The following is a 21,198-nucleotide window of genomic DNA, read 5'->3' on the forward strand; positions in this document are numbered from 1 at the left end:
GACCGGCTGTTCAGTTTCTCGCGAATTGGGCTAATCGGGGCCGTTTCCGGCCCCTTCCCGCACTTGCCCGCGCTTATATCCCGCCGCCGTCAGATCGCAACCCGCAGGCCGATTTCGGGGACCATAAAGGGCCAATCGAGACAATTTGAGCCGTCCCGACCCCGTTTCGTGCTATTCTCTACGCAGGCCGGTGTCATTTTCGACCACGCCTTCCTGACCCGAAGACGCGGCCCAAGAGCATTTTCCACCCGCCGGCCTGCCTTGGACAAGGGAGGACTGACTATGGTCAAGACAATCGGAAACCCGCTCAGCTGGGGCGCCGCGGCGCTCACGGACGCGGGGCATGCCATCGAAACGGCGGCCGAAAACATCGGCAGTCACCACCAGGCGATACCGGAGATCCGGCCGCTCACCCTGGCCGATATCCGCATGGCGCTGCGCAAGGGGATCGACGACTTCGCCCATTTCCGCAGCGACGTGATGGTGATGGCGCTGCTCTATCCCGCCATCGGCATCCTGCTGGCCTTCGCGGCGTTTCACCGCGACATGCTGCACCTGTTCTTCCCGATGGCGGCAGGGTTCGCGCTGATCGGGCCGTTCGTCGCCACAGGGCTATATGAGCTCAGCCGCCGCCGCGAAGCGGGCGAACCCGCCAGCTGGGCGCAGGCGCTCGCCGTGTTCCGCCCGGCGGTGGCCGGACCGGTGCTGGCGCTCGGGCTCTACCTCGCCGTGCTCTACGCGATCTGGCTCTACGCGGCGGCCTGGATTTATGAAATCACCATGGGCCCCGACCTGCCCGACACCCTGCGCGGCTTCGCCACCGAGGTGACGACAACCTCCGAAGGCTACGCGATGATCATCCTCGGGCTGGCGGTGGGCCTCGTCTTCGCGCTCCTGGTGCTGGTCAGCAGCCTGATCTCGTTTCCGATGCTGATCGACCGCCGCGTCGGGTTGCCCGTCGCCGTGGCGGCCTCGTTCCGGCTCGCGCGGCAAAGCCCGCGCGCGGTCTGCTTCTGGGGACTCACCGTCGCGGCGATCCTTATCGTCGCCTCGATCCCGGCCTTCCTGGGGCTGATCCTGGCGCTGCCGATCCTCGGCCACGCCACCTGGCACCTCTACCGCGCCGCGGTCCGGTTCCCGGACTGACCCGCAGCCGGTTTCTTCTTGGCCAAAATACTCCGGGGTGAATGCGCGGCTCCGCCGCGCAGAGGGGCAGCGCCCCTCCGCCCCGGCAGCTATCAGACCGAATAGGTCGGGTGGAACGTGCCCGCCGGCGACAGGGTAAAGATGTCGAACCCGTCCGCCGTCACGCCGATCGAATGCTCGAACTGCGCGCTCAGCGACTTGTCGCGGGTCACCGCGGTCCAGTCGTCGGCCAGAACCTTGGTTTCCGGGCGGCCCAGGTTGACCATCGGTTCGATGGTGAAGAACATGCCTTCTTCCAGCACCGGCCCGGTGCCGGGGCGGCCGTAATGCAACACGTTGGGGGGCGCGTGGAACACCCGGCCCAGCCCGTGACCGCAGAAATCGCGCACCACACTCATCCGGTGGGCTTCGACATAGGACTGGATCGCGTGGCCGATATCGCCGAAGGTGTTGCCGGGCTTGACCATCTCGATCCCCTTGAACAGGGAATCATGGGTCACCTGGATCAGCCGCTCGGCCTTGCGGCTCAGCTTGCCGGCCACATACATCCGGCTGGTATCGCCGTACCAGCCATCGACAATCACGGTAACGTCGATATTCAGGATATCGCCATCCTTCAGCTTCTTGTCGCCGGGGATGCCGTGGCAGACCACGTGGTTGAGGCTGATGCAGCTGGCGTGCTTGTAGCCCTTGTAACCGATGGTGGCCGATTTCGCCCCGGCCGCGTTCACCTTGTCTTCGATGATCCGGTCAAGTTCCTCGGTGGTCTGGCCGGGGAACACATGTTCCGCGATCTCGTCGAGGATCTGCGCCGCCAGATGCCCGGCCTTGTGCATGCCCGCGAAATCGCCCGCTTCGTGGATGCGGATGCCATCGCGCGTGATACGTCCCTGATGCGTGTCGTTCACCGGGTTCACCTTTTCATCGAAATTTCTACAGTGGCTCCCTACTTAGGACAGATGGCGGCCAAGGGCCAGCCCCCGTCAAAGCGGCAAGCTGCACGCCGCCTAGCCGGTCACGAAGGGCAGCGGTTTGCCCAGCTCGATCTCTTCCGGCGAAATCCGGCAATCGAAGGCCAGAACCTCGACCCCCGCCGCGCGCGCCTGCGCCAGCCCCGCCGCATAGGCCGGGTCGATATCGCCCGCGATCCCCACGCGGTCGCAATCGGTGCGCTGCACCAGGTACAGCATCACCGCCCGGTCGCCCGCCTGCGCCACCGCCGACAGCTCGCCCAGGTGCTTCAGTCCGCGCGCGGTTACGCTGTCGGGGAATTCGGCAAATCCCGGCTGGCGCGACAGCGTTACCGATTTCACCTCGACAAAGGCGCGCCTGTCGCCATCCGACAGCAGGAAATCGATGCGGCTGTTTTCACCGTATTTCACCTCCGGTCGAACCTCCGGATATTCCAATCCCGGCACCTCGCCCGCCATCAGCGCCGCCTTCAGCGCCCGGTTCGGCACCGAGGTGTCGACGCCGGTGAAATCGCCGCCGTCGTGTTCCACCAAACGCCAGCCGAATTTCAGCTTCTTCTTGGGATCGTCATTCGGTTCCAGCCAGATCCGCATCCCCGGGTCTGCCAGCCCCATCATGCTGCCGGGATTGGCGCAATGGGCGGTGATTTCGCGGCCGTCCTCAAGCCGGGCATCGGCCAGGAACCGCTTGTAGCGGCGGATCAGCACTGCGGGCACAAGAGGGGTTTGAAAGCGCATGTCCCGCGCCTATACCGGGAGCTGAGTTTTCGCAAGGAAGGGCGACATGACCAACCCAACCGCCGCCATGCTGGTGATCGGCGATGAAATCCTGTCGGGGCGCACCCGCGACAGCAACATGCACCACCTCGCGACCGAGCTGACCAAGCACGGCATCACCCTGGCCGAGGCGCGTTTCGTCGCCGACGACGCCGATGCCATCGTCGCGGCGGTGCAGGCGCTGTCGCAGGCGCATGATCATGTCTTCACCTCGGGCGGGATCGGGCCGACCCATGACGACATCACCGCCGATTCAATCGCGGCGGCCTTCGACACACCGATCGACGTACGCGACGACGCCCGCGCGCTGCTGGCGGATTATTATCAACGCAGCGGGACGGAACTGAACGACGCTCGCCTGCGCATGGCCCGCATCCCCGAAGGCGCTGCGCTGATCGACAACCCGATTTCCGTGGCGCCCGGTTTCACCATCGAAAACGTCCATGTGATGGCGGGCGTGCCCACGATCTTCGAGGCGATGGTGGCCAGCGTGTTGCCGACCCTGACCGGGGGCGATCCGCTGCTTTCGCAAAGCCTGCGGGTCGAACGCGGCGAAGGCGAAATCGCCGAACCGCTGGGCAAGCTCGCCGGGGAATTCCCCGACCTGTCCTTCGGGTCCTACCCGTTCAATCAGAACGGCATCTACGGCACCAATATCGTGGTGCGCGGCCAGGACGGCGCGCGGGTCGACGCGGCGATGACCGCGCTTGCCAAAATGGTGACCGCATGACGACGCCCACAATCGAACAACTCTATGACGTGATCGACGCCACCTGGCCCGCCGCCTCGACCCGCGAAATGGGGCCGTGGCTGATCCGCGAAGGCCAGGGCGGTGGCCAACGGGTATCCGCCGCCAGCGCGAGGCGCCCGGTCACGGGCGACGAGATCGCCCAGGCCGAAAAGGCGATGCAGGATCTCGGCCAGCCGCGCCTGTTCCAGATCCGCGAAGAGCAGCATCAACTGGACGCGATGCTGGTCGAACGCGGCTACGTGGAGGTCGACCCGGTGAATTTCTGGATCGCCCCGGTGGGCGACATCGCCACCGAATTCCCGCCCCCCGTCACCGCCTTCACGGTCTGGGAACCGCTGGCGATCCAGATCGATATCTGGGCCGCGGGCGGCATCGGGCCGGGCCGCATCGCGGTGATGAACCGCGCCGCAGACCCCAAGACCTCGCTCTTGGGTCGTCTGAACGACAGCCCCGCCGGCACCGCCTTCGTCGGCATCCATGACGGCATCGCCATGCTGCACGCGCTCGAAGTGCTGCCGCATCAGCGCAAACAGGGCATGGCGCGCTGGTTCATGCGGCTTGCCGCCTTCTGGGCGCGCGATAACGGCGCCAAGTATCTTTCCGTCGTCTGCACACAAGAAAACGCGGCAGCCAACGCGCTATACCGGTCCCTGGGAATGTCCCTCGCCGGGCAATACCATTACCGCAGACATGAGGAGGACCTGTCATGAGTAAGAAAACCGCGATCACCGCCCTGAACCTGCAGCCCGTCGATCCGCTGCCCGAAAAGACACAGAAATATTTCGACATCTGCGAGGAAAAGCTGGGGCTGGTGCCCAACGTGCTGATGGCGCATGCCTTCGACGTCGACAAGCTGAACGCCTTTTCGGGGCTCTATAACAACGTGATGCTGGCCGAGAGCGGCCTTTCCAAGCTGGAACGCGAAATGATCGCGGTGGTGGTGAGTTCGGAAAACAAGTGCTTCTACTGCCTGACCGCCCATGGCGCTGCAGTGCGCGAACTGTCGGGCGACCCGATGCTGGGCGAAATGCTGGTGATGAATTACCGGGTGGCCGACCTGCCGCCGCGGCAGAAGGCGATGCTGGATTTCGCCGTGCTGCTGACCAACGCCCCGGCCACGATCGAGGAAGAAGACCGCCAGGCGCTGCGCGATGTGGGTTTCAGCGATCGCGATATCTTCGACATCGCCAACACGGTGGGGTTCTACAACATGTCCAACCGCGTCGCCGCCGCCATCGACATGCGCCCCAACGACGAATACCACGCCAGCCACCGTTGATGCGCGGCATTGCCCTCATAAGCCTGGCTTTTGGCCTGGGCCTTTGCGCCCCGGCCGGGGCATTGGAACTGACCCTTCCCGCCGCCGCCACCGCACTGAGCGATGAACGCGTGGCGATGGACAGCTACGATCTGCCGACCGGCCCCTATGCCGATGGGCAAATGCCGAAGGAAAGCTTCGAGGGCCATGTCACCCGGCAAAGCTGGCGGGTGGCGGCGCAGGGGCTGACCTCGCTGCAGCTGCTGGCGCCGCTGCGCGAACAGCTGCAGGACGCCGGTTACGACATCGTGTTCGAATGCGACACGCTGGATTGCGGCGGCTTCGATTTCCGGTTCGAGACCGAAGTGCTGCCGGCCCCCGCGATGCATGTCGACCTCAGCGATTTCCGCTTCCTGTCGGCGCAGAACGGGCCCGACGATCATCTTGGCCTGCTGGTCAGCCGCAGCGCCAATGCCGGGTTCATCCAGCTGATCCGGGTGACCAAGGACGCGCAGGCGCTGCCGGTGAAACCCTCCACTGGTGCGGTGCTGCCGGGGATCGCCGAAACGCCCCGCCCCCTGCCCTCCGACCCCGTCGGCGTGCTGGTCGCGCAGGGTCATGTGGTGCTGGGCGATCTGACGTTCGAAACCGGCTCCGCCTCGCTGGGCGAGGGGCCTTATGCCTCGCTCGACGCGCTGGCGGAATTCCTGCTGGATGATCCCTCGCGGCGCATCGCGCTGGTCGGCCATACCGATGCGGTCGGCGCGCTGGACAACAATATCGCTTTGTCGAAACGCCGCGCGGCGTCGGTGCTGGAACGGCTGGCGGCGCGCTACGGTGTGCCGCGCGGACAGATGAGTGCCGAAGGCATGGGCTATCTGGCCCCCATCGCGCCGAACCAGACCCCCGAGGGCCGCGAAACCAACCGCCGGGTCGAGGCGGTTTTGCTCAACACCGACTAACCCGGCGTCAGCCGTCCCCCCGGATCAAGATCGCCCGGAAATCGTTGACATTGGTTCCCGTCGGCCCCGGCTCGAACAAGCCGCCAACCGCCGCGAAGGCGCTGTAGGCGTCGTTCTCCGCCAGCGCCCCTGCCGGATCCACCCCGGCCAATCGCATCGCCCGCGCGGTGCCGCCATCGGCGAAGGCGCCCGCATTGTCCTCGGACCCGTCGATCCCGTCGGTATCGGCGGCCAGCGCGGTCACGCCATCCACCCCGTCGATTTCCAGCGCCAGCGACAGCAGGAATTCGCTGTTGCGCCCGCCCCTGCCCTGGCCGCGCAGGGTCACCGTGGTTTCGCCCCCCGACAGCAGCACGACGGGCGGCGCGAAGGGCCGCCCCTTCGCCGCCACTTCGCGGGCGATGGCGGCATGGACCTTGGCCACTTCGCGCGCCTCGCCCTCCACTGCGTCCGACAGGATCGCGGCGGGGATGCCCTCGGCCTCGGCCAAAGCCGCCGCCGCCTCCAGCGACTTGGCGGCGGAGGCCACGACATGAACCTCGTTGCGGGCGAAGCGGGGATCGTCGGGGCTCGGCGCGTCCTCGGGCGCGGTATCGAGGAACTCGGTCACCCGCTCGGGCAATTCGATGCCGTAATCGCGGATCGCGGCCCAAGCCTCGGCCCGGCCCACGGCATCGGGCACGGTCGGCCCGCTGGCCACCTGCGCGGGATCGTCGCCGGGCACGTCCGACACGATCAGCGACACCACCTTAGCCGGGTACGCCGCCGCCGCCAGCCGACCGCCCTTGACCCGGCTCACCTGCTTGCGGATGGCATTCATCGCCCCGATCGGCGCGCCGCTGGCCAGCAGCGCCCGGTTCAGCGCCACCTCGTCATCGAAGGTCAGCCCCTCGGCGGGCCCGGCCAGCAGCGCCGATCCGCCGCCGCAGACCAGCGCCACGACCAGATCGTCCTCGCCCAACCCCTCGACAGCCGCGAAAAGCGCCTCCGACGCGGCAAGCCCGGCGTCATCCGGCACCGGGTGGGCGGCCTCCAGAACCTTCACATGCCGGGTATCGCAGGAATAGCCATAGCGGGTCACCACCACCCCTTCGACCGGGTCGCCCCACAAGTCCTCGAACGCCGCGGCAAGCTGCGCCGCCCCCTTGCCCGCGCCGATCACCACCACGCGCCCCTTGGGCCGTTCCGGCAGATGCGCGCGCAACGCCTCTTTCGGGTCCGCCGCCCGGATCGCCGCGCCGAACAACCGCGTCAGGACCGCCCGTTCATCCATTCCAATCTCCCTCTTTGCCCGCCAGCCTAGGCAGCGGGTCCCGGAATGAAAAGCGCCCCGCTTTCTTCTTGGCCCAAATACTCCCGCCGGAGGCGCAGCTTTCCGCAGGCGTCCCATTTCTGGACCTAAAAGACCTCGCCAACTGGCGCTATCCAATCCCCCCGCTTCGCGTGTGAAATAGGTCCAAAGGCGCCAGGACGAATCCGTCCGCGTCCCCCTCATGACAGATGGAGTTCCCGATCATGGACGGCAAATTCGAAAACGACATTCAGGCGGTGGTGGATGCCGACCGCGCCCATGTCTGGCACCACCTGGTGCAGCACAAACCCTTTGAAACCGGCGAACCGCGCATCATCGTCGAAGGCAAGGGGCTGAAGGTCTGGGACCAGAAGGGCAAGGAATATATCGACGCCGTGTCCGGTGCGGTCTGGACCGTCAACGTGGGCTATGGCCGTGAAAGCATCGCCGACGCGGTGCGCGACCAGCTGGTCAAGATGAACTATTTCGCCGGGGCCGCGGGCAACGTGCCGGGCGCCGAATTCGCCGAGCGGCTGATCGAGAAGATGCCGGGCATGACCCGGGTCTATTATTGCAACTCGGGGTCGGAAGCGAACGAGAAAGCCTTCAAGATGGTGCGCCAGATCGCGCATAAGAAATACGGCGGCGAGAAGCACAAGATCCTCTACCGCGACCGCGATTACCACGGCGGCACGCTGGCCGCGATGTCGGCGGGCGGGCAAGATGAACGCAACATGCAATACGGCCCCTTCGCGCCCGGTTTCGTGCGCGTCCCCCATTGCATGGAATACCGCAAGGAAGAACTGGGTCTTGGGCACCTGTCGGGCCGCGAATTCGGCATCGCCGCAGCCAACCTGATCGAGGACGTGATCCTGCGCGAAGGCCCCGAAACCGTCGGCGCGCTGTGCCTGGAACCGGTGACGGCGGGCGGCGGCGTGATCACCCCGCCGGAAGGATACTGGGAGCGAGTGCAGGAGATCTGCAAGCAATACGATATCCTGCTGCATATCGACGAAGTGGTCTGCGGCATCGGCCGCACCGGCACCGAATGGTTCGGCTATCAGCATTACGGCATCAAACCCGACTTCGTCACAATGGCGAAGGGCGTGGCCTCGGGCTATGCCGCGATCGCCTGCTGCGTGACCTCCGAGGCGGTGTTCGACCTGTTCAAGTCCGATCCGTCGGACAAGATGGACCATTTCCGCGACATCTCGACCTTCGGCGGCTGCACCGCGGGCCCGGCGGCGGCGCTGGAAAACATGCGCATCATCGAGGATGAGAACCTGCTGGAAAACTGCACCGCGATGGGCGAGCGTTTCATGTCCAACCTGCAGGCGCTGATGGACAAGCACGCCGTCATCGGCGACGTGCGCGGCAAGGGGCTGTTCCTGGGCGCCGAACTGGTCAAGGATCGCGAAACCAAAGAACCGGTGTCCGAGGCGGATGTCGGGGCCGTGGTCGTCGAATGCGGCGCCCTGGGCGTGATCATCGGCGCGTCGAACCGGTCGATCCCGGAACGCAACAACGTGCTGTGCTTCTCGCCCGCGCTGATCGTGACCGCGCAGGAGGTGGACGCGATCACCGACGCGGTGGACAAGGCGCTGACCAAGGTGTTCGGCTGAAAGCGGGGATGAGGGGCGCTGCCCCTCTGCGTTGAAAATTGACAAATTTTCAACGCATTCACCCCGGGATATTTTTTAAACAGAAGAAGGGCGGGCCGGTTCTTTTCGGTCTGCCCTTTCTTTGTTCAAATGCATCGAAAAGTGGCGCTGCGCCTGCTTTTCCCTTGTGGCGAATGCCGCCCCATGGTTGTTTCCGCCCAGGCATGACCCATACTGGGATGCCGGTTGACCAAATGAGGGACCCAATGAAACGACTGATCTTTATTCCTGCCGTCCTGGCCGCGACGCCCGCGCTGGCGCATCTCGATCCCGACACCCACGGATCGGTGGCCGCCGGCCTGTCGCATCCGCTGTTCGGGCTGGACCATATCCTGGCCATGGTCGTCGTCGGCCTGTGGGCGGCGCAGATCGGCGGCCGCGCGATCTGGGCGGTTCCGGCCAGCTTTGTCGGCGTGATGATTGTCGGTTTCGGACTGGCCCTCGCCGGCCTGCCGCTGCCGATGGTGGAACCGATGATCCTGGCCTCTTCGGTGGCGCTTGGGCTGCTGGTCACCATGGCGGTGCGGCCCGACCCGAAGATCGCGGCGGTGGTTGTCGGCCTGTTCGCGCTGTTTCACGGCCATGCCCATGGCGGCGAGCTCGGCTCGGCCGAGGCGGCGACCTTCGGGCTGGGCTTTGCCGTTGCCACGGCGGCGCTGCACGGTATCGGCGCCGGGGTCGGCCTGCTGCTGAAAGGCCAGCAAAAGGCGCTGCGCATCCTGGGCGGCGGCACCGCCCTGGCCGGGCTGCTGATCGCCTTCGCCTGATCGGAATACGGAACGGGGCGCCCTGCAGCGCCCCGATCCAATCGTCATACCAGCTGGAACAGCACCCCGGCGATGATCGCGCCGCCGATGCCGAGCCCCAGATAGGCGGCGAAGACCCGCGGCTTCACCAGCGACCACACCGCCGCCATCGCCGGGATCGAGCTGACCGCCCCGGCGATCATGAAGGCCATCGCGGCCCCCGCCGTCATCCCCTGATCAATCAGCCCCGCCAGCAGCGGCGGCGCGACATAGGAATTCAGGTAGGCGGGCATGCCGACCAGCGCGGCGATGACGATCGGCAGCACCCCTTCGCCGCCCACCGCGCGGGCGATCAGGTCGGCGGGCACGTAGTCGACCAGCAGAGCCTCGAGCACATAGGCCAGCGCCAGCCATTTCAGCAGGAACAATCCGTTGGAGATGAATTCCTCGCGGAACCGCGCCCGGCGGTCGGTTTCCTGCCAGAAGCGCCAATGCGGTTTGCCATCGAGCTTCGGCCCGCTGCAGGAACAGCAGCCGGTGCTTTTGCGCGGCTTCAGCGGGTCGGCGAAGGCGCCCCGCCCGATCAGCCCCTTGACGACGAAACCGCCGAACAGGCCCAGGGCGACGGCGAAGACCGCCTTGCCGATGGCGAAATCCCAGCCCAGGGCACCTGCGGTGATCAGCAGGGTCGGCGGGTCGATCAGCGGCGAGCTGAGCCAGAAGGCCATCACGGCGGACAAGGGCGCGCCAAGCGCCAGCAGCCCGGCGATGAACGGGATCACCTCACAGGAACAGAACGGCGCCAGCCCGCCAAACAGGGCGGCCAGCAGGATCATCCGCACCTCGCGCCCCTCGAAGGCGCGGGCGACCATGACCTCGGCCCCCGTCGCCTTGAGATAGGCCAGCAGCAGCACCGCGAAGAGGATGTATTGGCCGGTATGGGCCAAGGCCTTGGCGGCGAAGACGATCACCGTGCCTAGGTTGCCAGGATCGAGCACCGCCACCGCCAGCAGCAGGGCGACGATCACCGCCCAGGGCGTTTTCAGGACGTCGGCCCATTTCCAGTTCCGGCCGGGATTTTGTGTCAGATCAGCCATCGTTCGCCGCCTTTCCGTTCATGTCCGCGCAGCATTCGCAGAGGATGAAATTCGCCAGTTCCTTCAATTCGTCGAACCGGGCGCGGTTGAAGGTGCTGCGCCCGATCTTCTGCTGTTCCACCAGCCCGCCGGCGGCGAGGAATTTCAGGTGATGCGCCAGGGTCGAGGGCGCGATTCCGGTGCGTTGCTGGATTTCACCGACGGTTAGGCCGGGTTCGCCCGCCCGCACCAGGATGTTGAGCACTTGCAGCCGCGCCTCGGATCCCATGGCGGAAAATCCGTTGGCCGCTTCTTCCCAGTTCATTGGCTTGGCTCCTCAATTGATTCGATATAACTAGTTTTATAGTTATATTGGGCAGCCGGTCAAGCGGGGAGCCGAAAATGACGCCAGCGCAGTCTCAGCCCAGCTTCGTTTCCGCCAGTTTCACCAGCGCCGTCAGGGTCTTGTTGATCGGGGTCGGCACGCCCAGTTCGCGGCCCTTGCGGACGATTTCGCCGTTCAGGAAATCGATCTCGGTCATCCGCCCGCGTCGCAGGTCCTGCGCGGTCGAGGAATATTGCCCCGGCATCGCCTTCGCGATTCCCCGCACGTTATCGAGCAGCCCGTCTGGCAGGGCGACGCCCGCCGCTTCGGCCACCGCGCGGCATTCGGCGACGTTGTCTTCCAGCAGCTCGGGAATGCCGTCCTGCGCGACCAGCGGGCCGTAGGGCATGTCGGCCACCGCCGACAGCGCGTTATAGGCGCAGTTGAGGATCAGCTTGACCCATTGCGCGGCGATGATATCGGGCGACACCACGGTTTCCACCCCGGCGCCATTCAGAACCTCGGCCGCCGCATCGCTGCCCGGTCCGCCGATCGCCAGGTCGCCGCGCCCTTCATGGCGCACCACGCCCGGCCCCGCCATCGCCGAGGCGACATAGACCACCGTGGGGATCACCGCGTGACCGGTCACCGCCTGCAGCCGTTCGGGATTGCTGACGCCGTTTTGCAGGCTTAACAACAGCGTGTCGTCCGACAGGTACGGCGCGATCTGGCGGCCAGCGTCCTCGGTATCGCTGGATTTGACGCAGAACAGGACCATCCCGGCCCCGGCGATGGCAGCGGGATCATCCGACACCTCGACCGCGATCACGTGGCTTTCACCGCCCATTTCCAGGATCAGCCCGTTGGCCTGTACCGCCTCGACCAAGGCCGGGCGGCCGATCAGCACCACCTCGTGCCCGGCCCGCGCCAGCATCGCGCCGTAATAACACCCGACCGCACCGGCCCCCATCACTGCGATTTTCATCCGCATCCCTCCGAAACCTTATTCGCCGCCACCCTGCCGAAGCGGGCGCCGATTGTCACCCGCAACCGTCTAAGGCCAGTTTACCCGTCCGATAAGACCAGATAACTTGCACAAATGGTGATCCCCGTTGAGACATTTTTCCTCGATCCGCAGGCCCAGGGCACGTTGCAGGCCCAGGTCCAGCAGATGATTTCCGCGGGCATCCTGTCGGGGCGGTTCCGGCGCGGGGAAAAGTTGCCCTCGACCCGGAAACTGGCGCAGCAGCTGGGGATCAGCCGGATCACCGTGACGCTGGCCTATACCGAACTGGTGGCGAACGATTACCTGACATCGCGCGGGCGGTCGGGCTATTTCGTGTCCGACAACGCGCCGGAACCGATGCCGGAACGGTCCGAACCGGGCGGCGGCGTGCCGGTCGACTGGTCACGCGCCATCGGGCAGCATTATACATCGAATTTCGCGCTGGAACGGCCGCTGGACTGGTCCCGCTACCGCTATTCCTTCCTTTACGGGCAGACCGATCCGACGCTGTTCGATCACGCCCATTGGCGGCTGTGTGCCCTGCGCGCGCTTGGGCAGAAGGATTTCCAGGCGATGACGGCGGACCTGTACGATCAGGACGACCCGCAGCTCATTGAATTCATCCTGCGCCACAGCCTGCCGCGCCGGGGCATCCATGCGCGGCCCTCCGAGGTGTTGCTGACGCTGGGGGCGCAGAACGCGCTGTGGCTGACCGCACAGGTGCTGCTGAACCGGCAGCGCAAGGCGGCGATTGAAAACCCCTGCTATCCGGCGCTGCGCGATATCCTGACCCAGTCGCGTTGCCAACTGGCGGCAATCGACGTGGATGAACACGGCCTGCCGCCCGAGGCGATCCCGGACGGCACCGACGTGATCTTCACCACGCCGTCGCATCAATGCCCGACCTCGGCCACCATGCCGGTCGACCGCCGCCGCCGGTTGCTGGCTCGCGCCCGCGACATGGGCGCGCTGATCGTCGAAGACGATTACGAATTCGAAATGTCCTTTCTCGCGCCCGCATCCCCGGCGTTGAAATCTCTCGATGCGGACGGGCGGGTGATCTATGTCGGCAGCTTTTCCAAATCGCTGTTTCCGGGGCTGCGGCTGGGATATCTGGTCGGGTCCGAACCCTTCATCCGCGAAGCCCGCGCTCTGCGTGCCAGCGTGCTGCGCCACCCGCCCGGCCATATCCAGCGCACCGCCGCCTATTTTCTCAGCCTCGGCCATTACGACGCGCAGATCCGGCGGATGAGCAAGGCTTTGGCCGAACGCCGCGCTGTGATGGAAGAGGCGATCCGGCAGTACGGGCTGGACATCGCCGGAACCCGGTCCTTTGGCGGGTCGTCGCTGTGGATGCGCGCGCCGGAGGGCACCGACATGCGCGAGGTGGCGGCCCGGCTGCGCCAGCAAGGCGTGCTGTTCGAAACCGGCGACAGGTTCTTCAACGGGCCGGACGTGCCGCAGAACTATTACCGGCTGGCCTATTCCTCGATCCCGGCGGAGCGAATTCCGCAGGGGATCAGGTTGATCGCCGAGGCGTTGCGCATGAAAGACGGCGACTAACCCCGCTGCCTCACTTTTTCGATTTCCAGCTGTCCAGCCAGCGCCCGATCCGGCCGCGCTTTTCCGCCAGCGAATCCGAGGCGGCGTCATAGCTGTCTTCCAGCTCCTCCAGCACCGGGTCGATCCGGTTGCGGCGGAACCGGCGCCAGCGCGCCCAGATCGCCCAGACCAGGGCGAAGAACAGGGTCAGGATCACGATGTTCAGCCACGGGATGATGCGCACATCCGGCCCGGCGACCGGCTTGATCGACACCGCGTTGGGGAAGATCGACAGGAATTCGTTGCGCCAACCGTAATGCTTCACCGCATACCATTCCGGCGCCGCCTTGGTGGAAACGGCATCGCTTGCCTCGGCATAGAGGTTCGAGGTGTCGAACTTGAAATAAGGCGGCCAGCCCCAGCCGGTATCTTCGTTGCGATAGACCCGGATATCGCCCTCGGGCGTCACCGCGTGGATGAACTGCACATCGCGGTTGATCAGGTCGACCGACTGGTCGTCGGGCGTGGCCCAGAACATCCGGGTCCAGTCGTTCAGCTCCTGGCGCTCCACCTCGGTGTTGACGATCCGGACGATATCGTTCTGCGGCAGCGTGTAATGGAAAAACGCCGCCACGATCAGCCAGAACGTGCCCCAGAATGCCCATTTGAAATAGACCATCTCAGGTCCTCCTCAGTAGAAATTCACAAGATAGACGATGACGCCGATCAGCAGAATCGGCACGACATAGACCAGCAGGATCAGCCGCCGGCGCAGCGAATGGGAATAGTCCTCAAGCCCCTCGTCGATGAAGGCCTCGCGGTCGCCCTCGCGGATTTCCTCGTCCCATTCGCGGGCCAGCTTACGCTTGCGCACCGAACGCGACCACAGCGAAACCGCCACGAAGACCGCCGTCATGAGGACAAAACAGATGATGAACAGACGCGCCAGTGCCAGCATTTTCGTTTCCTATCCGCCTTATCCGCCCCACGGGCCTTTGACCGGGTTCTTCACCGGGCCCCGGCTGGGCCGCACCGCGCCCCAAGGGCCGACCCGGCCGATCATATCGTCTTTGTCCGGTTCGCGCATCGGCGCGTCGTGACCGAACAGGGCCGCCCGCGCCCCCGCCTTGTCCACCAGATATTCCCGATCGAGGAAATCCGCCACATAGGATTTCTTCGCCTCGCTCCAGCCCTGATAGGCGCGGTAGAAGGCTTCCTTGTGACAGATGAACAATTGCCGCACATCCTTGGGCGCCAACTCCGCCAGCAGCATGTTCACCAGGTCGCGGTCGGGATGATCCGCCGCCCGCAGGGAATAGAAATAGGCCGGGTGGTCCGAGGTGATCCGCGGCCACGGCCCTTCCTCCTCGGCCCACCTGAGCAGCGCCTGCAACCCGTGGAATTCCGGCGGCAGGGCGTCGGCATGGGCCCGCGCCAGCGCCCGGATATCGCGCCGGGTGGCGCCGGTCAGGTCGATGCCGGTATCCTGCGCCGCGTCGACGATGATGAAATCCAGCTTCTGCCGCAGGATCGCCCCGGCATCGATGCCGCGCGCCTTGACGATGGGTTCGACCAGATCGTTGTCGTCGAGGAACCGGGCGATCTGGTTGCGGTCGGCGAAATCAAGCAGGCTTTCCACCGGCAATTCGCCCAGCTTCATCTTGTCCCCCACAGCGATCGCCGTCGCCGGGTGAACCAGCCCGCGGAAGATATAAAGCCCGCCGAAATGCGCGGTCCAGAAATTGTCCTGCGCGAATTCCATCTGCTGCAGCCGCACCGGGTTGCGGGTCACGTCGCCGGTTTTCTTGGCCAGCCCGATCATCTCGGCGATCAGCACGTCGTCGAACCAGGCGTCGTCGTCGGCCATGAAGCGGTCGATCTTTTGGCCCAGCTCCTCGGCGTCCTTGACCGTGCCCGCCGTCGTATCGGCCTCGATCCTGAGCGTGCGAATATCGAACAGCGCCTTGGGATCACTGACCGAATAGACGGAATTCAGCAATTCCCCCGCCACCGCATCCCGCGCGGTCAGTGCGAAAAGCTGCGCCTCGTTTTCCTCGATGAACCGGCGCAGGATCGACCGGGACATGGAGAATTTGACGTTCAGCAGCGGCGCGGTCTTCTGCGCCGTGCTCAGCAGGATGAACTGCCGGTTGACCCCGTTGGGGTTGAGATAGAGGGGGTCGGACAGTTCATCGCCCACTTCCGGGGAATATCCGGAAATGTCGATATGAAAATCGGTGAGCCCGGTGCGCTTGCCGGTCAGATGGGCCAGCGCGCGGTTATAGCGCTCTACCAAGGCGGGGCTGCTGACATGGATCAGGTTGCCGAACATCAGGCCACGGTCGATGAGGCGTTTCATGGCTTCATATTCTCAACATAGACAGGCAACTGAACAGGGCCTGAACCATCAATAACTAAATTTTCCGGGAATGGAATTTGCAACTCAACCGGTCGGCATTCAGGGAACCTGTTTAAAACCAATCGTTCTACTAAGCGCACGTGGAATACAGTTAAAACGTTTGCAACGGACTCCGCCCAACCGAACCAACATTCGATGAGGTCGCCAACGCTGTGCTGATCATCAATCAGAGCACTCAACTGCCCAAAGATAAACGCTTCTTCACCCAAAGAATAAAACGAATTATGGCGATTGGCGGTGTCTAAAAACGTAATTTCTAGTTCATCGGCCAGGGTATCAGCAGCCTGCTTTGCATCCTTCAGGCTCGTATGAGCGGTAGCTGTGTCCCTAATTTTGCTAGCGACATCATAGCCGACGCTATCTTCGATCCAGAAAAATTCAGTCGTTACTTCACATGCTATCTCACCAACATCACCATTCTGGTTCTTACACCGTTGTATGAACCTCCAGAATTCGAAGAGGCGTATTGTGAGCGCGCGAAGAAGGCCTACTTCTTGCCCATATTTCATCCAGTCAATAGCCGTGCTCCCAGAAGGCTCAAAATTCGAGAGCCAAGTGAGCTTACTGAAGTTGTTCACATCACTAGCGCAATAGGAAGAAACGGACAGCGCCGCCAATTCAGAACGGGACAATTTTTGACGAAGTTCGCCCACCGTGATTTTTGTTTCAAAATATGTTTTTTCGATAGGCATTTAGGTTGGCTTCCCCTCCAGATACCGCCGCTTCGCTTCCTCCTGCCGTCCGAACTCCCGCACCATCGCCTCGATGGCCACCTCGTCCGACTTGTCGGCATAGCGGAATTCGGAATCCGCGTAGCGGTTGATTTCCTGCAGCACCATGTCGGTGGTGATCGGCACCCGCAGCGCCGCGATCATGTCCTTTTTCCGCTCGTAGCTCTGGAACAGGAAAAGATCGGGCTTTTCCATCCATTCGTCGGGCAGTTCGAAATCCATCGCGCGGACCTTCACCGCGTCGGTGATGTTCTTGATCGCGCGGCCGGTGAAGCGTTCGTCGGCTTCCTGAATGGCCTTCAGATAGGTGCCCATCTTGGCAATGGTGTCCAGTTCGCCGATCCGTCCCTGCACCCGGTCGAACACGTTCAAGAGGCCTTCCTCCTGCGGTTTCGAATGCGACTCGAAGGACCGCGCGACGGCCTGTCTAATTTCCTGCGCCGCGTAAAGGTCGTGATCGCCCAGCGGGATGTCGTGGTTCTTGCCCATCAGCAGGTGCAGGATGTCGATGTAATCCTCGCGTGACTGCGGCCCGTCGACCAGGAACCGGGCACCCGCCCTTTGCCGCAGCGCGTCGTCCACGTTTTCGGGGTAATTGGAAAACATCCCGAAGGTGCAGTTGCCGCGCACCACCGTGTTGGCCCCGGCGAAGCTTTCCATCAGAACGGCGGTGATTTCCAACTGACCCGCAGACGACTGCCTGTCGCCGCGCTTGCCCGCCAGTTGGTCAATATCGTCGATGGTGCCGAAACCGATCACGTTCGGATCGACGATGTTGTCGATGAAGGCCTTGGCGTTCTGCCCCGACTTGCCCTGGTAGCTGTCGATATTCTCGGTGCTCAGGTTCTGGTAGCGGAACGGGTAATCGGCGACCGCGCAGTAATCGTGGATCAGCCCCGCCATCATCTGGATCAGCGTCGTCTTGCCGGTGCCCGGCTTGCCGTCGCCCATGAAGGTGAAGATGAAGCCCCCCAGTTCGGCGAAGGGGTTCAGTCGGCGGTCGAAATCATAGGCCATCAGCATCTTCGAAAGCCGCATCGCCTGATACTTGGCGATGTGATTGCCCACCACCTGGTGCGGCTTCTTGAACTGCATGGTCAGTGTCGTGCCGCGCGCCTTGCGCGCGGGGGTGAAGCCCTGGATCGCGAAATCGTCCGCCTCGACCTTCCAACTGGTATTGCCGAAGGCTTCCAGCCGCCCCATCGTCTGGGCGCGCAGGGCGGCCTTTTCCATCAGCTGTTCGGCAAAGGCCGTGACAGTGGCGATCAGCGTCGCGTCGTCCTTGGCAAACGCCGCCAAGTCCTGGTCCAGTTCCCAGAGCGCGCCATGCAGGGCCAGCTGCGCGTTGTCGGTCAGCACCTCCTCGACCTGGCCCAGCTCCACCGTCACCTCGCTCATATGCGGCGCCAGCAGGAAGGCCGCGGCATTGGCGAAGACATGCAGGCACACCAGCGCTTCTGCCGCCAGAAGCCCGGAAAATTCCTGCTTGCGGTCGGCGGGCAGGGCGCCTTCCAGATTGGCCCGTTTCAGCGCATCCAGGCCGGTCTGCGCCGAATAGGCCGCCCCCATCGCCAGCGATATCGCCAGCGCCCGGCGCAGCGCGTTCATCACATGCGCCTGCAGCGGCGAAATCAGCGCGCCTTCGCCATCCGCCGCCTCGATCCGTTCGATCAGCCGCACCCCTTCGGGCCGCGCCACCGAGCGGGTCACCATCCCCGGCGTGGTCGACCGGAACCGCCGATGCCCGGAGATCCCCGGCGACCGCCCCGATGCCACCGGCGCGTCCTTGCCCTTGGCGATACGCGGCGTGTGATCGATCCCTTCCAGCATCGCCAGGGCGGCACCGTAATGGGCGCGGATGTCTTCCTCGCGCAGTTCCATCTGGTCGCTTGTCAGGCTCATCAAATCACCTTCTTCTTGGCTCAAATACTCCCGCCGGAGGCGCGGGAAATTTCCAATTTCCCGGCAAATTCTGCATCAGAATCTGCCGGCTCCAACCTCACCGATAACTCAGCACCCGCCCCGCATTGCTCACCACGAACTTGCGCACATTGGCGAACCCCGCCGGGTTCTTTTCCGCCAGCACCTGGTAGGGGCGTTCGGGCAGGATGATGCTGCGCTCGGTGCGCGTCGCGCCGGTATCCGCGCCGCGCCCGCCGAACGGGTCGAGCGCGAAAACCTCGCGTTCGACGGTGGAAAACCAGCCCGATTTTTCCTCTTTCACCCGCTCGCTTTCCAGCTCCTCCACCGTCCAGGCCAGTGCCCAGTCCTGCCCCTCGGGGCTCTCCGCCTCGGCCAGGACCTCGCGCAGGGGCCCGGATTGCCGGGTGAAGGCGTGGGAATACATCGGCCCCAGATGCAGCCGGCTGAACCGTTTCGGGTGCAGGTCGTCGAAGCGTTCATCGAACCCCTTGGCAATGGTCACCAGCTTCAGACCGCCCAGGGCCTGCCCCATCAGATGCGCCTGGACCTCGGGCCAGCGCGCTTCGTCCTTGGGCAGCCCGTGGCGGCCGGTGTCTTCCAGCTCCATCAGGTAGATGACCGGCAGGTTGACCTGGCTGTCGTACACGGCCCAATGCAGCAGGTAGCGGCGGCGCTCATCCCCGCCCAGCCAGACCGCGCGCGGGTCGTTGCGGGCCCAGAACAGGTGTCCTTTGACCAGTTCCTCGTAATAAAGCCGCTGCGAGAGGGCGAATTGCAGCCGGGTCGGGATCTCCCGCTCGCCCACGATCTTGCCCACCATCTGCCGTTTCAGCGCTTCGACCGAGGGCATGTTTTCCAGGTGGCGTTCGGCCTGCATCGCGTCATTGGCCATCACCAGCAGTTCGTTGAAAACCGGGAAACCGCTGTCGACCGTGTCGATGGAAAGCGATCCGAAGAACTGCCCGGTATCGCGCCCGGCCAACAGGTATTTCATGCTGAGCGCACGGAAGGTGAAACCGATCTCGGCCATGTAGCGGGTGAGGATCTTGACCTCTTCCGCGCCCAGATCACCCTCGGCCTGCATCTGCGCCGCGATGCTGCCCAGATGCGAGGTGATGACCTCGAACTTGCGGAAATAGCGGCGGCTGGCGAAGGTGTCGGTCAGGCCGGCGTGGTCAGCTGATACGTCAATCACTTTCGCAAACTTCCATCTGAATTGATGCCGCTCCACCAGACAATCACACTACCCAATGGGCCTTGGCTGCTCTTTTGCCACCGCTTGAAAAAATACTCGTTCTCAGCCATGTGCATTGCGACCCACATTCCCCTATTCAAAAGGGGACCAGCCCCAAGAAGCCAAAAGAAGAACAGAATGGACAGGGCGGCCAGTGGTCTCGCTCCTCCAGGACAAGGGCCATTCTCAAAGGCGCATGGATCAATGGAATACGCCTTTACTCCCAAGGCGACGCCCAGAGCCATAAACATATAACAGCGACGGCGGAAACTCATGCCCCATACAGGTTCTTGTCATGCTTCTCGACAATCGCCTGGAACCGGCGGGCGAAGCGTTCATCGGCCTTGGCCTTGGCTTCCAGCACCTCGCGGGCAAACACCATGTGTTCCTCGTGCTTTTCCATCATGTCGGCCATGCGCTGGTTCGTCGCCGTGCCGATCGCGGCCATGGCGGCCTGCGCTTCCTTGTCGGTCTGCACGCCGATTTCGTTGATCCGGTGCGCCACGTCCTGCTGCTGCGCCGTCTTCAGCGATTTCGACAGGGCGTCATACAGCACCACCCGTTGCTTGGTATCCGTCTGCAGCTTGTTGATCAGCACCATCTGGGTCGCCGCCTGGTTCTGCAGACTGTCCACCCAGGTCTTGCCCTTCTCGATATACCGCTCCAGCGTCTGGGATTTGGCCAGCTTCACCTGCTCGGCCTGCACCAGTTCGTTATAGGCCTTGTTCATATCGGCCAGTTCGGTTTCCAGCTTGGTGCGTTCGGCCGCGTCCTGGGTGACCGAGATCTTGTTTTCCAGTTCGATGATCTTCGGGTCCATCGCCACGATCTGCGCGCGGGTGTCTTCCAGCTCGCTCACCGTCAGTTCGCGGTCGCTCAGCGTTTCGGACAGGTTGGTTTCGACCTGCACCTTCTGGTCGTTCAGCGTCGCCAGCTGGCTTTCCAACAGCTTGGTGATCACGTCCGATTTCGCGATCAGATCCTGCAGCTTGTCGTCGATATTGGCGGTGCGCATCCGGTCCTGGCGCATCGATTCCGACTTCGCCCTGGAAAACACGCCGACGAAGCTTTCCCAGCCCGTCTTGTTGCGCATTTCGTCGAAATCCTTGGAAAAGGCGGCGGTGACGTCGTCCAGCCCCATGATCAGTTCGGCGATATTGGCGTTCATCACATCGGTATGGGCGTGGACGTCTTCCAGCGTGGCGTTTTCGATGTCGATCATCGCATCCTCGCCGGTGGATATCTTGCCGCGCGCGGTTTCGATGCGCGAAGTCAGCTCCGCGATCTTGGCCTGCGCTTCGGCCATCTGTTTCTGGGATTCCATCACCTGGGCATCGAAATTCGCCATCATCTTCTTCCTTTGGGTCAATACCTTAGCG

21 protein-coding genes are annotated in these 21,198 nt (G+C 63.9%); 8 read left to right on the forward strand and 13 right to left on the reverse strand.

The window, feature by feature from the left end; genetic code table 11:
* Positions 1–282: 282 nt before the first annotated feature.
* Positions 283–1,146: a DUF2189 domain-containing protein gene (locus GR167_RS07060; RefSeq protein ID WP_160972767.1), complete on the forward strand. Its 864-nt coding sequence runs from the start codon at positions 283–285 to the stop codon at positions 1,144–1,146.
* A gap of 92 nt (positions 1,147–1,238) precedes the next feature.
* Here the strand turns inward: GR167_RS07060 and map are convergent, their stop codons facing one another.
* Together map and sfsA are read right to left on the reverse strand one after the other, a co-directional pair.
* Complete coding sequence (gene map / locus GR167_RS07065) at positions 1,239–2,054, reverse strand: type I methionyl aminopeptidase (RefSeq protein WP_160972768.1); 816 nt, start codon at positions 2,052–2,054, stop codon at positions 1,239–1,241.
* A gap of 99 nt (positions 2,055–2,153) precedes the next feature.
* On the reverse strand, positions 2,154–2,855 hold the full coding sequence (sfsA, locus tag GR167_RS07070; protein ID WP_160972769.1) for a DNA/RNA nuclease SfsA: 702 nt from the start codon (positions 2,853–2,855) through the stop codon (positions 2,154–2,156).
* A 46-nt stretch (positions 2,856–2,901) separates the two neighbouring features.
* On the opposite strand from sfsA, the gene GR167_RS07075 reads away from it, so the two are divergent.
* The 4 genes from GR167_RS07075 (at position 2,902) to GR167_RS07090 (ending at position 5,865) form a co-directional block, all read left to right on the forward strand.
* On the forward strand, positions 2,902–3,624 hold the full coding sequence (locus GR167_RS07075; RefSeq protein WP_160972770.1) for a competence/damage-inducible protein A: 723 nt from the start codon (positions 2,902–2,904) through the stop codon (positions 3,622–3,624).
* Positions 3,621–4,355: a GNAT family N-acetyltransferase gene (locus GR167_RS07080; RefSeq protein ID WP_160972771.1), complete on the forward strand. Its 735-nt coding sequence runs from the start codon at positions 3,621–3,623 to the stop codon at positions 4,353–4,355. Before GR167_RS07075 ends, GR167_RS07080 begins: the two co-directional genes overlap by 4 nt.
* Positions 4,352–4,924 (forward strand): peroxidase-related enzyme, encoded by a 573-nt coding sequence (locus tag GR167_RS07085; RefSeq protein WP_160972772.1) that lies wholly within the window; start codon positions 4,352–4,354, stop codon positions 4,922–4,924. The genes GR167_RS07080 and GR167_RS07085 overlap by 4 nt, the downstream gene beginning before the upstream one ends.
* Positions 4,925–4,986: 62 nt before the next feature.
* Positions 4,987–5,865 (forward strand): OmpA family protein, encoded by an 879-nt coding sequence (locus tag GR167_RS07090; RefSeq protein WP_235915876.1) that lies wholly within the window; start codon positions 4,987–4,989, stop codon positions 5,863–5,865.
* 7 nt (positions 5,866–5,872) lie between these two features.
* Here the strand turns inward: GR167_RS07090 and GR167_RS07095 are convergent, their stop codons facing one another.
* Positions 5,873–7,138, reverse strand: a complete 1,266-nt coding sequence (locus GR167_RS07095; RefSeq protein WP_160972774.1) for a glycerate kinase type-2 family protein — start codon at positions 7,136–7,138, stop codon at positions 5,873–5,875.
* Positions 7,139–7,380: 242 nt separating this feature from the next.
* Between GR167_RS07095 and GR167_RS07100 the strand changes: the two genes are divergently transcribed.
* Together GR167_RS07100 and GR167_RS07105 are read left to right on the forward strand one after the other, a co-directional pair.
* Entirely contained in the window at positions 7,381–8,778 is a 1,398-nt protein-coding gene (locus tag GR167_RS07100; protein WP_160972775.1) for an aminotransferase family protein, read from the forward strand.
* Positions 8,779–9,023: 245 nt separating this feature from the next.
* Positions 9,024–9,584, forward strand: a complete 561-nt coding sequence (locus GR167_RS07105) for a HupE/UreJ family protein (protein WP_160972776.1) — start codon at positions 9,024–9,026, stop codon at positions 9,582–9,584.
* 44 nt (positions 9,585–9,628) lie between these two features.
* Here the strand turns inward: GR167_RS07105 and GR167_RS07110 are convergent, their stop codons facing one another.
* From GR167_RS07110 to GR167_RS07120, 3 genes are all read right to left on the reverse strand, one after another.
* On the reverse strand, positions 9,629–10,660 hold the full coding sequence (locus tag GR167_RS07110) for a permease (RefSeq protein ID WP_160972777.1): 1,032 nt from the start codon (positions 10,658–10,660) through the stop codon (positions 9,629–9,631).
* Entirely contained in the window at positions 10,653–10,964 is a 312-nt protein-coding gene (locus tag GR167_RS07115; RefSeq protein WP_160972778.1) for an ArsR/SmtB family transcription factor, read from the reverse strand. The genes GR167_RS07110 and GR167_RS07115 overlap by 8 nt, the downstream gene beginning before the upstream one ends.
* Before the next feature lie 94 nt (positions 10,965–11,058).
* Positions 11,059–11,949 (reverse strand): ketopantoate reductase family protein, encoded by an 891-nt coding sequence (locus GR167_RS07120; protein ID WP_160972779.1) that lies wholly within the window; start codon positions 11,947–11,949, stop codon positions 11,059–11,061.
* 114 nt (positions 11,950–12,063) lie between these two features.
* On the opposite strand from GR167_RS07120, the gene pdxR reads away from it, so the two are divergent.
* Positions 12,064–13,533 carry a MocR-like pyridoxine biosynthesis transcription factor PdxR gene (gene pdxR / locus GR167_RS07125; RefSeq protein WP_160972780.1) on the forward strand — a complete coding sequence of 490 codons (1,470 nt, stop codon included), beginning with the start codon at positions 12,064–12,066 and terminating at the stop codon, positions 13,531–13,533.
* A 10-nt stretch (positions 13,534–13,543) separates the two neighbouring features.
* Here pdxR and GR167_RS07130 read toward each other — a convergent pair whose 3' ends face one another.
* The 7 genes from GR167_RS07130 to GR167_RS07160 form a co-directional block, all read right to left on the reverse strand.
* A complete protein-coding gene (locus tag GR167_RS07130) occupies positions 13,544–14,191 on the reverse strand; it encodes a DUF1523 family protein (RefSeq protein WP_160972781.1) in 648 nt (215 codons plus the stop codon).
* Positions 14,192–14,203: 12 nt separating this feature from the next.
* Positions 14,204–14,470, reverse strand: a complete 267-nt coding sequence (locus GR167_RS07135; protein WP_160972782.1) for a hypothetical protein — start codon at positions 14,468–14,470, stop codon at positions 14,204–14,206.
* An 18-nt stretch (positions 14,471–14,488) separates the two neighbouring features.
* Entirely contained in the window at positions 14,489–15,871 is a 1,383-nt protein-coding gene (locus GR167_RS07140; RefSeq protein ID WP_160972783.1) for a DUF6638 family protein, read from the reverse strand.
* Positions 15,868–16,623, reverse strand: a complete 756-nt coding sequence (locus tag GR167_RS07145) for a hypothetical protein (RefSeq protein ID WP_160972784.1) — start codon at positions 16,621–16,623, stop codon at positions 15,868–15,870. Before GR167_RS07145 ends, GR167_RS07140 begins: the two co-directional genes overlap by 4 nt.
* Positions 16,624–18,564 carry an ATP-binding protein gene (locus GR167_RS07150; protein WP_160972785.1) on the reverse strand — a complete coding sequence of 647 codons (1,941 nt, stop codon included), beginning with the start codon at positions 18,562–18,564 and terminating at the stop codon, positions 16,624–16,626.
* A gap of 97 nt (positions 18,565–18,661) precedes the next feature.
* Entirely contained in the window at positions 18,662–19,780 is a 1,119-nt protein-coding gene (locus tag GR167_RS07155) for a hypothetical protein (RefSeq protein ID WP_160972786.1), read from the reverse strand.
* A gap of 310 nt (positions 19,781–20,090) precedes the next feature.
* Positions 20,091–21,167, reverse strand: coding sequence for a coiled-coil domain-containing protein (locus tag GR167_RS07160; RefSeq protein ID WP_160972787.1), 1,077 nt, complete (start codon positions 21,165–21,167; stop codon positions 20,091–20,093).
* Positions 21,168–21,198 lie beyond the last annotated feature (31 nt).

The organism is Thalassovita mangrovi (assembly GCF_009857745.1).
Taxonomy (GTDB): domain Bacteria; phylum Pseudomonadota; class Alphaproteobacteria; order Rhodobacterales; family Rhodobacteraceae; genus Thalassobius; species Thalassobius mangrovi.